The organism is Klebsiella pneumoniae (assembly GCF_000742135.1).
In the GTDB taxonomy this organism is placed as follows: domain Bacteria; phylum Pseudomonadota; class Gammaproteobacteria; order Enterobacterales; family Enterobacteriaceae; genus Klebsiella; species Klebsiella pneumoniae.
The window spans coordinates 5,142,227-5,156,890 of the sequence record NZ_KN046818.1 but is presented as its reverse complement, the minus strand read 5'-3'; the positions used below and the strand labels follow the sequence as shown (position 1 = coordinate 5,156,890).

Annotated in this window: 8 protein-coding genes, 2 tRNA genes, 2 rRNA genes and 1 riboswitch; of the genes, 2 read left to right on the top strand and 10 right to left on the bottom strand. The window is 55.3% G+C overall.

Translation table 11 applies throughout. From position 1 onward, the window contains the following. Positions 1-76 precede the first annotated feature (76 nt). The 6 genes from DR88_RS01660 to btuB form a co-directional block, all read right to left on the bottom strand. Positions 77-2,977, bottom strand: a 23S ribosomal RNA gene (locus tag DR88_RS01660). A 169-nt stretch (positions 2,978-3,146) separates the two neighbouring features. After that, positions 3,147-3,222: transfer RNA gene (locus tag DR88_RS01665), tRNA-Ala, on the bottom strand. A 36-nt stretch (positions 3,223-3,258) separates the two neighbouring features. Continuing rightward, a tRNA-Ile gene (locus DR88_RS01670) sits at positions 3,259-3,335 on the bottom strand. Between the two features lie 69 nt (positions 3,336-3,404). Further along, positions 3,405-4,943 (bottom strand): 16S ribosomal RNA (locus tag DR88_RS01675). Together the 16S and 23S rRNA genes with 2 tRNA genes alongside form the textbook arrangement of a ribosomal RNA operon. Positions 4,944-5,339: 396 nt before the next feature. Further along, positions 5,340-6,191: a glutamate racemase gene (gene murI / locus DR88_RS01680; protein WP_032437468.1), complete on the bottom strand. Its 852-nt coding sequence runs from the start codon at positions 6,189-6,191 to the stop codon at positions 5,340-5,342. Further along, positions 6,136-7,974 (bottom strand): TonB-dependent vitamin B12 receptor BtuB, encoded by a 1,839-nt coding sequence (gene btuB, locus DR88_RS01685; RefSeq protein WP_004146288.1) that lies wholly within the window; start codon positions 7,972-7,974, stop codon positions 6,136-6,138. The genes murI and btuB overlap by 56 nt, the downstream gene beginning before the upstream one ends. 65 nt (positions 7,975-8,039) lie before the next feature. Next, a riboswitch (cobalamin riboswitch) is annotated at positions 8,040-8,226 on the bottom strand. Between the two features lie 114 nt (positions 8,227-8,340). Between btuB and trmA the strand changes: the two genes are divergently transcribed. Continuing rightward, positions 8,341-9,441: a tRNA (uridine(54)-C5)-methyltransferase TrmA gene (gene trmA / locus DR88_RS01690; protein ID WP_002883023.1), complete on the top strand. Its 1,101-nt coding sequence runs from the start codon at positions 8,341-8,343 to the stop codon at positions 9,439-9,441. A 52-nt stretch (positions 9,442-9,493) separates the two neighbouring features. Here trmA and DR88_RS01695 read toward each other — a convergent pair whose 3' ends face one another. Then, positions 9,494-9,853, bottom strand: coding sequence for a YijD family membrane protein (locus tag DR88_RS01695; protein ID WP_002883021.1), 360 nt, complete (start codon positions 9,851-9,853; stop codon positions 9,494-9,496). Positions 9,854-9,868: 15 nt separating this feature from the next. Next, a complete protein-coding gene (gene fabR / locus DR88_RS01700; protein WP_004151856.1) occupies positions 9,869-10,504 on the bottom strand; it encodes an HTH-type transcriptional repressor FabR in 636 nt (211 codons plus the stop codon). 196 nt (positions 10,505-10,700) lie between these two features. Here fabR and sthA point away from each other — a divergent pair, with 196 nt between their 5' ends. After that, positions 10,701-12,101, top strand: a complete 1,401-nt coding sequence (gene sthA / locus DR88_RS01705) for a Si-specific NAD(P)(+) transhydrogenase (RefSeq protein WP_002883016.1) — start codon at positions 10,701-10,703, stop codon at positions 12,099-12,101. Here the strand turns inward: sthA and oxyR are convergent. Further along, a complete protein-coding gene (gene oxyR / locus DR88_RS01710) occupies positions 12,084-13,001 on the bottom strand; it encodes a DNA-binding transcriptional regulator OxyR (RefSeq protein ID WP_002883015.1) in 918 nt (305 codons plus the stop codon). The genes sthA and oxyR overlap by 18 nt on opposite strands. A 259-nt stretch (positions 13,002-13,260) precedes the next feature. Beyond that, the gene (gene argH, locus DR88_RS01715; RefSeq protein ID WP_004146283.1) at positions 13,261-14,634 is read right to left on the bottom strand and encodes an argininosuccinate lyase; all 1,374 of its coding nucleotides are present in this window, start codon (positions 14,632-14,634) and stop codon (positions 13,261-13,263) included. Positions 14,635-14,664 lie beyond the last annotated feature (30 nt).

Here is a 14,664-nt window from a genome sequence, read left to right as displayed (position 1 = left end):
GTCTCACCGACGTATCGATTAATCTGTATCAGAGCTGAAAATTCTCTCAAATCCGCCAAAACATCTTCGGCGTTGTAAGGTTAAGCCTCACGGTTCATTAGTACCGGTTAGCTCAACGCATCGCTGCGCTTACACACCCGGCCTATCAACGTCGTCGTCTTCAACGTTCCTTCAGGAGACTTAAAGTCTCAGGGAGAACTCATCTCGGGGCAAGTTTCGTGCTTAGATGCTTTCAGCACTTATCTCTTCCGCATTTAGCTACCGGGCAGTGCCATTGGCATGACAACCCGAACACCAGTGATGCGTCCACTCCGGTCCTCTCGTACTAGGAGCAGCCCCCCTCAATTCTCCAGCGCCCACGGCAGATAGGGACCGAACTGTCTCACGACGTTCTAAACCCAGCTCGCGTACCACTTTAAATGGCGAACAGCCATACCCTTGGGACCTACTTCAGCCCCAGGATGTGATGAGCCGACATCGAGGTGCCAAACACCGCCGTCGATATGAACTCTTGGGCGGTATCAGCCTGTTATCCCCGGAGTACCTTTTATCCGTTGAGCGATGGCCCTTCCATTCAGAACCACCGGATCACTATGACCTGCTTTCGCACCTGCTCGCGCCGTCACGCTCGCAGTCAAGCTAGCTTATGCCATTGCACTAACCTCCTGATGTCCGACCAGGATTAGCTAACCTTCGTGCTCCTCCGTTACGCTTTGGGAGGAGACCGCCCCAGTCAAACTACCCACCAGACACTGTCCGCAACCCCGGTGAGGGGCCAACGTTAGAACATCAAACATTAAAGGGTGGTATTTCAAGGTTGGCTCCACGCAGACTGGCGTCCACGCTTCAAAGCCTCCCACCTATCCTACACATCAAGGCTCAATGTTCAGTGTCAAGCTATAGTAAAGGTTCACGGGGTCTTTCCGTCTTGCCGCGGGTACACTGCATCTTCACAGCGAGTTCAATTTCACTGAGTCTCGGGTGGAGACAGCCTGGCCATCATTACGCCATTCGTGCAGGTCGGAACTTACCCGACAAGGAATTTCGCTACCTTAGGACCGTTATAGTTACGGCCGCCGTTTACCGGGGCTTCGATCAAGAGCTTCTCCTTACGGATAACCCCATCAATTAACCTTCCGGCACCGGGCAGGCGTCACACCGTATACGTCCACTTTCGTGTTTGCACAGTGCTGTGTTTTTAATAAACAGTTGCAGCCAGCTGGTATCTTCGACTGGTCTCAGCTCCACCCGCAGGGGCTTCACCTACACACCAGCGTGCCTTCTCCCGAAGTTACGGCACCATTTTGCCTAGTTCCTTCACCCGAGTTATCTCAAGCGCCTTGGTATTCTCTACCTGACCACCTGTGTCGGTTTGGGGTACGATTTGATGTTACCTGATGCTTAGAGGCTTTTCCTGGAAGCAGGGCATTTGTTACTTCAGCACCGTAGTGCCTCGTCATCACACCTCAGCCTTGATTATCCGGATTTGCCTGGACAACCAGCCTACATGCTTAAACCGGGACAACCGTCGCCCGGCTAACATAGCCTTCTCCGTCCCCCCTTCGCAGTAACACCAAGTACAGGAATATTAACCTGTTTCCCATCGACTACGCCTTTCGGCCTCGCCTTAGGGGTCGACTCACCCTGCCCCGATTAACGTTGGACAGGAACCCTTGGTCTTCCGGCGAGCGGGCTTTTCACCCGCTTTATCGTTACTTATGTCAGCATTCGCACTTCTGATACCTCCAGCATGCCTCACAGCACACCTTCGCAGGCTTACAGAACGCTCCCCTACCCAACAACACATAGTGTCGCTGCCGCAGCTTCGGTGCATGGTTTAGCCCCGTTACATCTTCCGCGCAGGCCGACTCGACCAGTGAGCTATTACGCTTTCTTTAAATGATGGCTGCTTCTAAGCCAACATCCTGGCCGTCTGTGCCTTCCCACATCGTTTCCCACTTAACCATGACTTTGGGACCTTAGCTGGCGGTCTGGGTTGTTTCCCTCTTCACGACGGACGTTAGCACCCGCCGTGTGTCTCCCGTGATAACATTCTTCGGTATTCGTAGTTTGCATCGGGTTGGTAAGTCGGGATGACCCCCTAGCCGAAACAGTGCTCTACCCCCGAAGATGAATTCACGAGGCGCTACCTAAATAGCTTTCGGGGAGAACCAGCTATCTCCCGGTTTGATTGGCCTTTCACCCCCAGCCACAAGTCATCCGCTAATTTTCAACATTAGTCGGTTCGGTCCTCCAGTTAGTGTTACCCAACCTTCAACCTGCCCATGGCTAGATCACCGGGTTTCGGGTCTATACCCTGCAACTTAACGCCCAGTTAAGACTCGGTTTCCCTGCGGCTCCCCTATACGGTTAACCTTGCTACAGAATATAAGTCGCTGACCCATTATACAAAAGGTACGCAGTCACACCCGAAGGTGCTCCCACTGCTTGTACGTACACGGTTTCAGGTTCTTTTTCACTCCCCTCGCCGGGGTTCTTTTCGCCTTTCCCTCACGGTACTGGTTCACTATCGGTCAGTCAGGAGTATTTAGCCTTGGAGGATGGTCCCCCCATATTCAGACAGGATACCACGTGTCCCGCCCTACTCTTCGAGTTCACAGCCTGTGCATTTTGGTGTACGGGACTATCACCCTGTACCGTCGGACTTTCCAGACCGTTCCACTAACACACAAGCTGATTCAGACTCTGGGCTGCTCCCCGTTCGCTCGCCGCTACTGGGGGAATCTCGGTTGATTTCTTTTCCTCGGGGTACTTAGATGTTTCAGTTCCCCCGGTTCGCCTCGTTAACCTATGTATTCAGTTAACGATAGTGCAACGAATYRCACTGGGTTTCCCCATTCGTACATCGCCGGTTATAACGGTTCATATCACCTTACCGACGCTTTTCGCAGATTAGCACGTCCTTCATCGCCTCTGACTGCCAGGGCATCCACCGTGTACGCTTAGACGCTTAACCTCACAACCCGAAGATGTTTCACTTCTGATTGCGAAAATTTGAGAGACTCGAACACACTTAAACAGTGTGTCGTTTCAATTTTCAGCTTGATCCAGATTTTTAAAGAGCAAAACTTCGCAGTGCACCTTTTCAGGTTCACTCTGAAGTTTTCTTGTGTTCGCAGTAAAGATGGTGGAGCTATGCGGGATCGAACCGCAGACCTCCTGCGTGCAAAGCAGGCGCTCTCCCAGCTGAGCTATAGCCCCATCGTTTGCAACCTCTTCAAATTTGCTTCGCAAATTTGGTAGGCCTGAGTGGACTTGAACCACCGACCTCACCCTTATCAGGGGTGCGCTCTAACCACCTGAGCTACAAGCCTGTAGAGGTTTTTACTGCTGTTTTTCATCAGACAATCTGTGTGAGCACTGCAAAGGCAGGTTCTTTAAGGTAAGGAGGTGATCCAACCGCAGGTTCCCCTACGGTTACCTTGTTACGACTTCACCCCAGTCATGAATCACAAAGTGGTAAGCGCCCTCCCGAAGGTTAAGCTACCTACTTCTTTTGCAACCCACTCCCATGGTGTGACGGGCGGTGTGTACAAGGCCCGGGAACGTATTCACCGTAGCATTCTGATCTACGATTACTAGCGATTCCGACTTCATGGAGTCGAGTTGCAGACTCCAATCCGGACTACGACATACTTTATGAGGTCCGCTTGCTCTCGCGAGGTCGCTTCTCTTTGTATATGCCATTGTAGCACGTGTGTAGCCCTGGTCGTAAGGGCCATGATGACTTGACGTCATCCCCACCTTCCTCCAGTTTATCACTGGCAGTCTCCTTTGAGTTCCCGGCCTAACCGCTGGCAACAAAGGATAAGGGTTGCGCTCGTTGCGGGACTTAACCCAACATTTCACAACACGAGCTGACGACAGCCATGCAGCACCTGTCTCACAGTTCCCGAAGGCACCAATCCATCTCTGGAAAGTTCTGTGGATGTCAAGACCAGGTAAGGTTCTTCGCGTTGCATCGAATTAAACCACATGCTCCACCGCTTGTGCGGGCCCCCGTCAATTCATTTGAGTTTTAACCTTGCGGCCGTACTCCCCAGGCGGTCGATTTAACGCGTTAGCTCCGGAAGCCACGCCTCAAGGGCACAACCTCCAAATCGACATCGTTTACGGCGTGGACTACCAGGGTATCTAATCCTGTTTGCTCCCCACGCTTTCGCACCTGAGCGTCAGTCTTTGTCCAGGGGGCCGCCTTCGCCACCGGTATTCCTCCAGATCTCTACGCATTTCACCGCTACACCTGGAATTCTACCCCCCTCTACAAGACTCTAGCCTGCCAGTTTCGAATGCAGTTCCCAGGTTGAGCCCGGGGATTTCACATCCGACTTGACAGACCGCCTGCGTGCGCTTTACGCCCAGTAATTCCGATTAACGCTTGCACCCTCCGTATTACCGCGGCTGCTGGCACGGAGTTAGCCGGTGCTTCTTCTGCGGGTAACGTCAATCGATGAGGTTATTAACCTYAHCGCCTTCCTCCCCGCTGAAAGTGCTTTACAACCCGAAGGCCTTCTTCACACACGCGGCATGGCTGCATCAGGCTTGCGCCCATTGTGCAATATTCCCCACTGCTGCCTCCCGTAGGAGTCTGGACCGTGTCTCAGTTCCAGTGTGGCTGGTCATCCTCTCAGACCAGCTAGGGATCGTCGCCTAGGTGAGCCGTTACCCCACCTACTAGCTAATCCCATCTGGGCACATCTGATGGCATGAGGCCCGAAGGTCCCCCACTTTGGTCTTGCGACGTTATGCGGTATTAGCTACCGTTTCCAGTAGTTATCCCCTCCATCAGGCAGTTTCCCAGACATTACTCACCCGTCCGCCGCTCGTCACCCGAGAGCAAGCTCTCTGTGCTACCGCTCGACTTGCATGTGTTAGGCCTGCCGCCAGCGTTCAATCTGAGCCATGATCAAACTCTTCAATTTAAGTTTGATGCTCAAAGAATTAAACTTCGTAATGAATTACGTGTTCACTCTTGAGACTTGGTATTCATTTTTCGTCCGAGGACGTTAAGAATCCATGTCACTTTGAGTGCCCACACAGATTGTCTGATAAATTGTTAAAGAGCAGTTGCAACGCGGCTTTCAGCTCACCGTTGCGAGGTCCCGTATAATACGTTTTCCTCATTCAGAGTCAAGCCCTTATTTTGCTTTTCTCTGTCAGTTTTTAGCGCTGAACTTCACCGCTAAAATCCTGCTGACCCGGCGGCTTGCTTGCCGTTGTTCCGTGTCAGTGGAGGCGCATTATAGGGAGTTCTGAGACGTTGACAAGCCCTGTTTTCAAAAAATTATTCAACCGTCTCTTTTTTGTGCAAAACGCCCTTAGAGCGGTAATTTTTCCAGCGTCGAGAAGCCATAGCGACGCAGAACGGGTAAAAGCTGTTCTGTTTCTGCCGTCAGCGCCATGCAGAATGCTTTATTCTCGTCGCTGGACTTCGCATCCGGCGCTTCATGCTCTAACAGCCAGGCGGTGCGACGGGCAATCGCCGCGCCGGAATCGATCAGCCGCGTGCCTTCCGGCAGAACGCGCTGCAGCTCCTCCTGTAAAAGAGGAAAATGGGTGCAGCCCAGCACCACCGTATCCGGCGGCTCCTGCATCCGCAGCCACGGGCGCAGGATACGGCGCAGCTCTTCTAACGGCACAGGCTCGCCGTGCAGCTTCGCTTCCGCCAGCTCCACCAGCTCCGCCGACCCCAGCATTTCAATCCGACATTCATTGGCAAAGCGGTCGATCAGCTCACGGGTATAAGGACGCTTTACGGTACCGCGCGTCGCCAGCAGGCCAACAATGCCGTTCGCCGTTAAACGGGCGGCGGGCTTGATCGCCGGCACCACGCCAACGACGGGGAAAGCGAACTTTTCACGCAGGGCAGGCAGGGAGACGGTACTGGCGGTATTGCAGGCGATCACCGCCAGCGCCAGGGAATAACGCTGCTGGACAGCGGTGACGATTTCCACAACGCGCTCAACGATAAACTCCTCGCTCTTCTCGCCATAGGGGAAGGCAACGTTATCGAAAGCATAGATGTAATGCAGATTCGGCAGCAGCTGCCGAATCTCATTATAAACCGACAACCCACCGACGCCGGAATCAAACACCAGCACGGTGGGACGTGGATCAGAAGGTGTAGCTGCCAGACAAGGTGTATTCCCGTCCTGCAGATTGGTAGCCATAAACTGTCTCGTAATCTTTATCGAACAGGTTGGCTATTTTACCACGAACTGTCAGGTGTGAGGTGACGGGATACGATAAACCGACATCCCAGAGGCTCAACCCACCCATATTGACGGTACGCGAGTTGTCGTAGTCATAATCGTAACGCTTGCCGATGTAGTGATACGTCACATCCCACCCCAGATCGTAGACCTGGCCGTTCAGCTCGTATTTCACCTGCTGCTTCGCCCGGCGATAGAGGATCTTATTGGTTTCATCATCGCGAGGGTCAACATACTGCAGCGTCAGATGGTGCTCCACCGGCCCGGTGGTTATATTCCCCGTCCACTCCAGCCCCTTAATCGTCGCCGACTTGACGTTGTAATAGGCGTTGTTGTCGTAATCGATGAGGTTTTGAATCTCATAGCGATACGCGGAGAGGCGCCAGTCGACCGGCCCCGTTAACCCTTCAAGGCCCGCTTCCCATTGCTTCGACTCCTCTGGCTTCAGATTCGGGTTAGAGGCGATGCCAAAGCGTTCTGCGCCGTACTGCTGCCCGAGGGAGGGGGCGAGGAATCCTGTGCCGTACGAGAGCGTTGTCCGATAACCGTCGATAAATTCCCAGCCTGCGGCCGTCTGCCAGGTACCGTGCCAGCCAAACTGCTCGTCATGATCCTCACGACCGGAAGCTTCCAGCGTCACGCTGTCAATCTGCTGCTGTCCCGTCAGATAAAGACCGGTGGTGTCACGCTTATACACGTCGGTACTGGTCGTTCCGCTGGATTTCAGCTTCTCTTGTTTCCAGTCAACGCCGCCGCTCACTGCCCCATGGCCTACCACAACATTATTTCCCCACTGGATATAGCGCTGTTCCATATCATCCAGGGTGGTGCCCGCGGCATAGCGGCCAGCGTCGCTGCTGTAGTTGTAATCTTTGATGCGCTGATAGTTAGCAATCAGCTGGGAGGAGTAAATTCCGGAGTGGTAGTGCAGACCGGTATCCCAGGATTGGGTATAGGATTGATCTTCATCGTTTCCACCTGCGTAGCCCCAGTTACCCTGGTCATAGTCAGCGTTGGCGGAATAACCATAGCCGCGGAAGAACCCCGAGAAGTTGTCATCGAACTGATGCTGTACCCCGCCCCACAGCATTTTATTGCGGTAGCCGTCGCGATCGCTGTCGCCGCTGTAAGAGGAATTCGGCTGGACGTTAAACCCTTTGGTGGTCTGATAGGCGCCAGCAGCGGTAACCAACGTATCGCCAAACCGCTTGTTAAAGGCGCCGTCATAGGACTGATAGCCGTTCGTACCCGCGCCGGCGTTGATCTGCGAACGCTCAGCGTCGGTCATGGTGATGATGTTCACCACCCCGCCGATCGCTCCGGAGCCGTACACCGCGGAGCGCGGGCCGCGGATGTATTCCACCCGCTGGACCAGTGAGATAGGGATCTGACTGATATCTACGCCGTTGGAGATCCCCGGACGCGCCATCGGCACACCGTCGATCAGCACCAGCACGTGACGAGCCTCCGTCCCCCGAACATACAGCGAAGCGCTCTGCCCCATGCCGCCGTTGCGGGCAATATCGACCCCGGGAAGACGACGCATGACATCGTTTAAATCTTTGGACTGCCAGCGGTCGATGTCATCGCGCGTCACAATGTCGGTCGGCGCCAGCACGGTATTGACCGGCTGTTGAAAACGGTTTGCTGTCACCACCAACGTATCTGAATTGCTATCCTGCGCCCAGCCGGAAAATGCCGTGACGGATAAGGCCGTCATCAGCGAAGCTTTTTTAATCATTGTAAAAGCATCCGAAACAGAAAAAGGATGCCGCAGGTTTTATCAGTTGCTCGCGACGATAAAACCCAGTGCGACGTATTCCGGCAGGTCTTCGGGCTTGGAGGCTGTTTCAAGAAATAATGACTTCCCACGGCTAGCCGCAGTGTCTGCACCGAGTGCGCTCATTTCTCACCTTCCTTACCGCTGCGCGTCAGCCCCAGATTTCCACTGGGTTCCCTTTTAACTCACAGGACCGGTAGGCGAATGCTACAATCAGAACCATATAGATGTCCAGACTGCTAATTATATTTCCCGCGGCATTCGAGGCTGGACATCCCCGGCGCTTTCCCTACAATCCCCGCGTACTTATTTTATTCAGGATACATCATGACCCCCGAACACCTTCCTACCGAACAATACGAAGCGCAGCTGGCAGAAAAAGTCGTCCGTTTGCAAACCATGATGGCGCCTTTTGCCGCGCCGGTTCCGGAAGTGTTTCGTTCGCCGGTCAGCCACTACCGTATGCGCGCCGAGTTCCGTCTGTGGCACGATGGCGACGATCTGTACCATATTATTTTCGATCAGCAGACCCGGTCGCGGATTCGCGTTGACAGCTTCCCGGCCGCCAGCGCGCTGATCAATCAGCTGATGACCGCCATGCTGGAGGGCGTACGCAACAATCCCGTGCTACGCCAGAAGCTGTTCCAGATTGACTATCTGACCACCCTCAGCAACCAGGCGGTCGTTTCGCTGCTGTATCATAAAAAGCTGGACGATGCCTGGCGTGAGCAAGCGGAGGCGCTGCGTGACGCCCTGCGAGCCCAGGGGCTCAATGTGCATCTGATTGGGCGGGCGACCAAAACCAAAATCGAGCTCGATCAAGACTATATAGATGAACGCCTGCCGGTTGGCGGGCGGGAGATGATCTACCGTCAGGTGGAAAACAGCTTTACCCAACCGAACGCGGCCATGAACATTCAGATGCTGGAGTGGGCACTGGATGTCACCAAAGGGGCGACTGGCGACCTGCTGGAATTGTACTGCGGCAACGGTAACTTCTCGCTGGCGCTGGCACGTAATTTCGATCGCGTATTGGCCACCGAAATCGCCAAACCGTCGGTGGCGGCGGCGCAGTACAACATCGCCGCTAACCATATCGACAACGTGCAGATTATCCGCATGGCGGCGGAAGAGTTTACTCAGGCGATGAACGGGGTGCGGCAGTTCAACCGGCTGCAGGGTATCGATCTGCATAGCTATCAGTGCGAAACCATCTTCGTCGATCCACCGCGCAGCGGGCTGGACAGCGAGACGGAAAAAATGGTGCAGGCCTATCCGCGTATTTTGTACATTTCGTGCAACCCGGAAACGCTGTGTCGCAATCTGGAAACGCTAAGCCAGACGCACAACGTTACCCGGCTGGCGCTGTTCGACCAGTTCCCGTATACCCACCACATGGAGTGCGGCGTCCTGCTGACCCGCAAATAGGCCCAAAAAAACCGGCAACGTCATATTGCCGGTTTTTTTTACCGCTGGCGGCTTACTCGGCTGCGGTATCTTTGCGGTTACGCATCTTGTAGCCGATCCAGAAGACCATCGCGACGGACAGAACGGCCGGGAAGAAGTTAGAACCGATATCCGGGTACTCCGCACGCACGACGGTGCTGTACAACAGCACCCCGAGAATAAAAAAGGCGGCGGCCAGGCCCGGTAGCCCAACGGGCATACTGCGATTCTGATAGCGCTGATGCAGACAGTAGACCGTCAGCAGCAGGGATAAAATGGGGAAGACGGAAAACGGAACTATCGAACTGAACAGCGCCGCAAAGGCGCCATTAATGGATAACCCGGCAATCAGCGCCAGCAGCAGCGTACCTTTATCTTGAACTGAGTGTTTCATTGCTCGTCCTTCACGTTATTCGGAATGATGTGACATTTTTTCTTGTTCACGGCGATACCAGTAATACGCGCCTTTCGAGATCATTCGAAGCTGCAGTACCAACCGTTCCTCCAGCTGCCGGCGCTGCTCAGGGCCGACATCCAGCGCTTCCGCGCCAGCGCTAAAAACGATGGTGACCATAGCTTCAGCCTGCGCTTCGGTAAAGGCGCGCGGCATATGGTTTTCGAGTTCTAAATAGTCGGCGAGTTCCGCAATAAAGTGCTGGATCTCGCGTGCGACGGCGGCGCGAAACGCCGCAGAAGTTCCCGAGCGCTCGCGCAGCAGCAGGCGGAAGGCGTTCGGGTTGTTACCGATAAATTCCATAAAGGTGGAGACCGAGGTGCGGATCACGCTGCCGCCTTTGGCTATCCGCTGGCGCGCCTGGCGCATCAGCTGGCGCAGCATCAGTCCGCTCTCATCGACCATCGTCAGGCCCAGCTCATCGACGTCGCGAAAATGACGATAAAAGGACGTCGGCGCGATCCCTGCTTCCCGTGCCACTTCACGCAAGCTCAGGCTGGCGAAACTCCGCTCAGCGCTAAGTTGACTGAATGCCGCTTCCACCAGCGAACGGCGGGTTTTTTCTTTTTGTTGTGCTCTTACGCCCATCACGATGTATGAATCCTTCCAATAGCCCTGCTGGCACTATACCAGAGATTAAAACTAATCGGTTTGCCCTGGATTGTGAATGATTGTTTACGAGCCGTTTCTGCTTTTATGCTGCAAAAAAGCACAACGATAATTGGGTTAAAGCGCAGCGAATGTTATCATCGTGTTTATTTTATGTATAAAACAGGTGAGTAATGCCATGTCACACTCTTGGGATTATGATGCAATAGTGATTGGTTCCGGTCCTGGCGGGGAAGGCGCCGCCATGGGACTGGTGAAACAGGGAGCACGCGTTGCCGTCATCGAGCGCTACCATAATGTCGGCGGCGGTTGCACCCACTGGGGCACCATCCCGTCGAAAGCCCTCCGCCATGCCGTCAGCCGTATTATCGAGTTTAACCAAAACCCCCTCTACAGCGACCACTCCCGCCTTCTTCGCTCTTCTTTCGCCGACATCCTTAACCATGCCGACAGCGTCATCAACCAGCAGACTCATATGCGCCAGGGATTCTATGAGCGCAACCACTGTGAAATTCTGCAGGGCAATGCCCACTTCGTGGATGAGCATACTCTGGCGCTGGAGTGCCATGACGGCACGGTCGAGACTGTGACCGCGGAGAAATTCGTTATCGCCTGCGGATCGCGTCCCTACCATCCGGCGGATGTCGATTTCCACCACCCGCGCATCTATGACAGCGATTCGATTCTCAGCCTGCAGCATGAGCCGCGCCATGTGATCATTTACGGCGCCGGGGTGATCGGTTGTGAATATGCGTCGATCTTCCGCGGCATGGAGGTGAAGGTCGATCTGATCAACACCCGCGATCGTCTGCTGGCCTTCCTCGATCAGGAGATGTCAGACTCGCTCTCTTATCACTTCTGGAACAGCGGCGTGGTTATTCGCCACAACGAGGAGTATGAGAAAATTGAAGGGGTGGATGACGGGGTGATCATGCACCTGAAGTCCGGCAAAAAGCTGAAGGCCGATTGCCTGCTGTACGCTAACGGCCGCACCGGCAACACCGACACCCTGGCGCTGGAAAATATCGGTCTGCAGACCGACAGCCGCGGTCAGCTGAAGGTCAACAGCATGTATCAGACCGCCCTCCCGCACATCTATGCGGTTGGCGATGTCATCGGCTATCCAAGCCTGGCTTCTGCCGCTTACGATCAGGGACGCATTGCCGCCCAGGCGCTGGTGAAAGGCGAAGCCTCAGCGCATCTGATTGAAGATATCCCGACCGGGATCTATACCATTCCGGAAATCAGCTCCGTCGGGAAAACCGAGCAGCAGCTGACGGCGATGAAAGTGCCATATGAGGTGGGCCGCGCCCAGTTTAAACACCTGGCGCGGGCGCAAATCGTCGGTATGAGCGTTGGTACGCTGAAGATCCTGTTCCATCGGGAAACCAAGGAGATCCTTGGCATTCACTGCTTTGGCGAGCGCGCGGCCGAAATTATTCATATCGGCCAGGCGATCATGGAGCAGAAAGGCGGTGGCAACACCATCGAGTACTTCGTCAACACCACCTTTAACTACCCGACCATGGCGGAAGCGTACCGGGTTGCCGCGCTGAACGGCTTAAACCGCCTGTTTTAACGCCTTGTCGAAATGGCCATCCATCGTGCCGCGGATGGCCTCCGCCAGATGTTCATAGCGGCTGCGCAGCGGGGAGCCTGGACGATAAACCAGACCGATGGTGCGTCTTGGCTCTGGCTTAATGCACGGCAGGTAGACTACGCCATCGCGTTTTCTCTCCTGCGGCACCGCCAGCGCCGGCAGCAGGGTAATGCCGCTGCCTGCCGCCACCATATTGCGCAGCGTTTCCAGGCTGGTCGCGCGGAAGTGGGTATCCTCATCCGCCCCCGCTTCAAAGCAGAAGCCCATCGCCTGATCGCGCAGACAGTGGCCATCCTCCAGCATCAGCAGCTTTTCACCGGCCAGATCCGACATCGGCACCCGATCGCGGTTCGCCCACGGATGATCCTCATAGATAGCCAGCATCATCGGCTCATCGAACAGCGGCACCTCGATAAAGGCCTCGCTCTCTTTGACCAGCGCCAGGATAGCGCAGTCGAGCTTACCGCTGTCGAGCTGAGCCAGCAGCTGATGGGTCTGCGCTTCGTGCAGATACATTTCCAGCTTCGGGAAGGTCTGATGCAGCATCGGAATGATGTGCGGCAGCAGGTACGGGCCAATTGTCGGGATCAGGCCGATATGCAGCGGCCCGGACATGGTTTCCCCTTGTTGGCTTGCCATTTCCTTGAGCACTTTTACTTCGCGTAACACGGTACGCGCCTGATCCACCAGCAACAGCCCCGCCTGGGTAAACAGAACCTTACGGCTGGTGCGCTCCAGCAGCATGACGCCAAGCTCATCCTCCAGCTTGCGGATCTGTCCGCTGAGCGTCGGTTGGCTCACATGGCATGAGTCAGCCGCCCGCCGGAAGTGGCGGTGTTCGGCGAGCGCTACCAGGTATTCAAGATCGCGAATATTCATTATTCATCCTCCATCGCCACGATAGTCCATGGCGATAGATAGCATAGCAACGAACGATTATCCCTATCAAGTTTTCTGTTCAATAATACGCCCATAAAGACGGTCTACCTGTGAAAATCACTGACCCGTCACACTGTTTCTCTACCCGAACAACTAAAGCCAACGTGAACTTTTGCGGACCTTGCGTCCGCTTTTTTTTTGCATAAAAAACCCGGCGTCGCTGGGCTTGGCCGGGTCAGGGAGGGCAGATATCTAAGGATTAGCTTAAACGAGCCTTCGCCTCGTTGATAGCCTGGGCTACCTGCTGCGGCGAGACGCCGCCTTTCGCTGCGCGTTTCTCGAGGCAGGACTGCAGCGACAGGATCGGATACACATCGTCCGCAATCACTGGGCTGAATTTCTGCAGATCGGCCAGGGTCAGCGCTTCCAGCGGTTTCCCTTGCGCAATGGCTTCCACTACCGCTTCACCGACAATATGGTGCGCCTCGCGGAACGGTACGCCTTTCGCCACCAGATAATCCGCCAGCTCAGTGGCGTTGGCATAGCCCTGCTGCGCCGCTTCCGCACAGCGCGGACGTTTTACCTGAATGCCGTCCAGCACCAGGGCCGCCATATGCAGGCAGTCGAGCCAGGTATCCAGGGCGTCGAAAAGCCCCTCTTTATCTTCCTGCATGTCTTTGTTGTAGGCCAGCGGCAGTCCTTTCAGCGTCATCATCATGCCGGTCAGCGCACCCTGCACGCGGCCGCATTTGCCACGGATAAGCTCCAGGGCGTCCGGGTTTTTCTTCTGCGGCATCAGCGAGGAGCCGGAGGTCACGCGGTCGGAAAGCTCGACGAAGTTCGCCTCGCCGGAGTTAAAGAAAATCAGATCTTCCGCAAAGCGCGACAGATGCACCATACCGATAGCCGCATCGGAAAGCAGCTCCAGCACATGATCGCGATCGGACACGCTGTCGAGGCTGTTGCGGGTGGCGGAGGCAAAGCCCAGCCAGCCGGCCAGCTGCTCGCGGTCGATCTCATACGCCGTCCCCGCCAGCGCGCCGCAGCCCAGCGGGCTGACGTCGAGGCGCTTCAGCGCGTCCTGCAGACGGCTTTCGTCACGCGCCAGCATTTCAACGTAGGCCAGACACCAGTGCGCGAACGTCACCGGCTGGGCGCGCTGCAGGTGGGTGTACCCCGGCATTACCGCGTCCTGATTCTGCTGGGCGGTCTCCACCAGCGCGCTCTGCAGCTGGCGGTTCGCTGAGAGCAGTTCGACAACGGTATCTTTGCACCACAGTTTAAGATCGGTGGCGACCTGGTCGTTACGGCTGCGCCCGGTGTGCAGTTTCTTGCCCAGCTGGCCCACTTTATCGATCAGCTTGCCTTCCACCCAGCTGTGAATATCTTCGGCATCGCTGGCGAGGATTTGCTGCGGATTGGCGCGCACCTCTTCCAGCAGCACGTTCAGCGCTTCTTCCAGCTGCTGCTGTTCAGCGGCACTCAGAACGCCGACCGTTACCAGCGCTTTCGACCAGGCGACAGAGCCAACGATATCCTGCTCCGCCAGACGATAGTCGAAGCGCAACGAGTCGTTGAACTGTTTGAACCGTTGATCTGCTGCCTGTGTAAAACGCCCGCCCCAAAGTGCCATAACATGCTTCCTTTATTCGTTAGTTCCGCC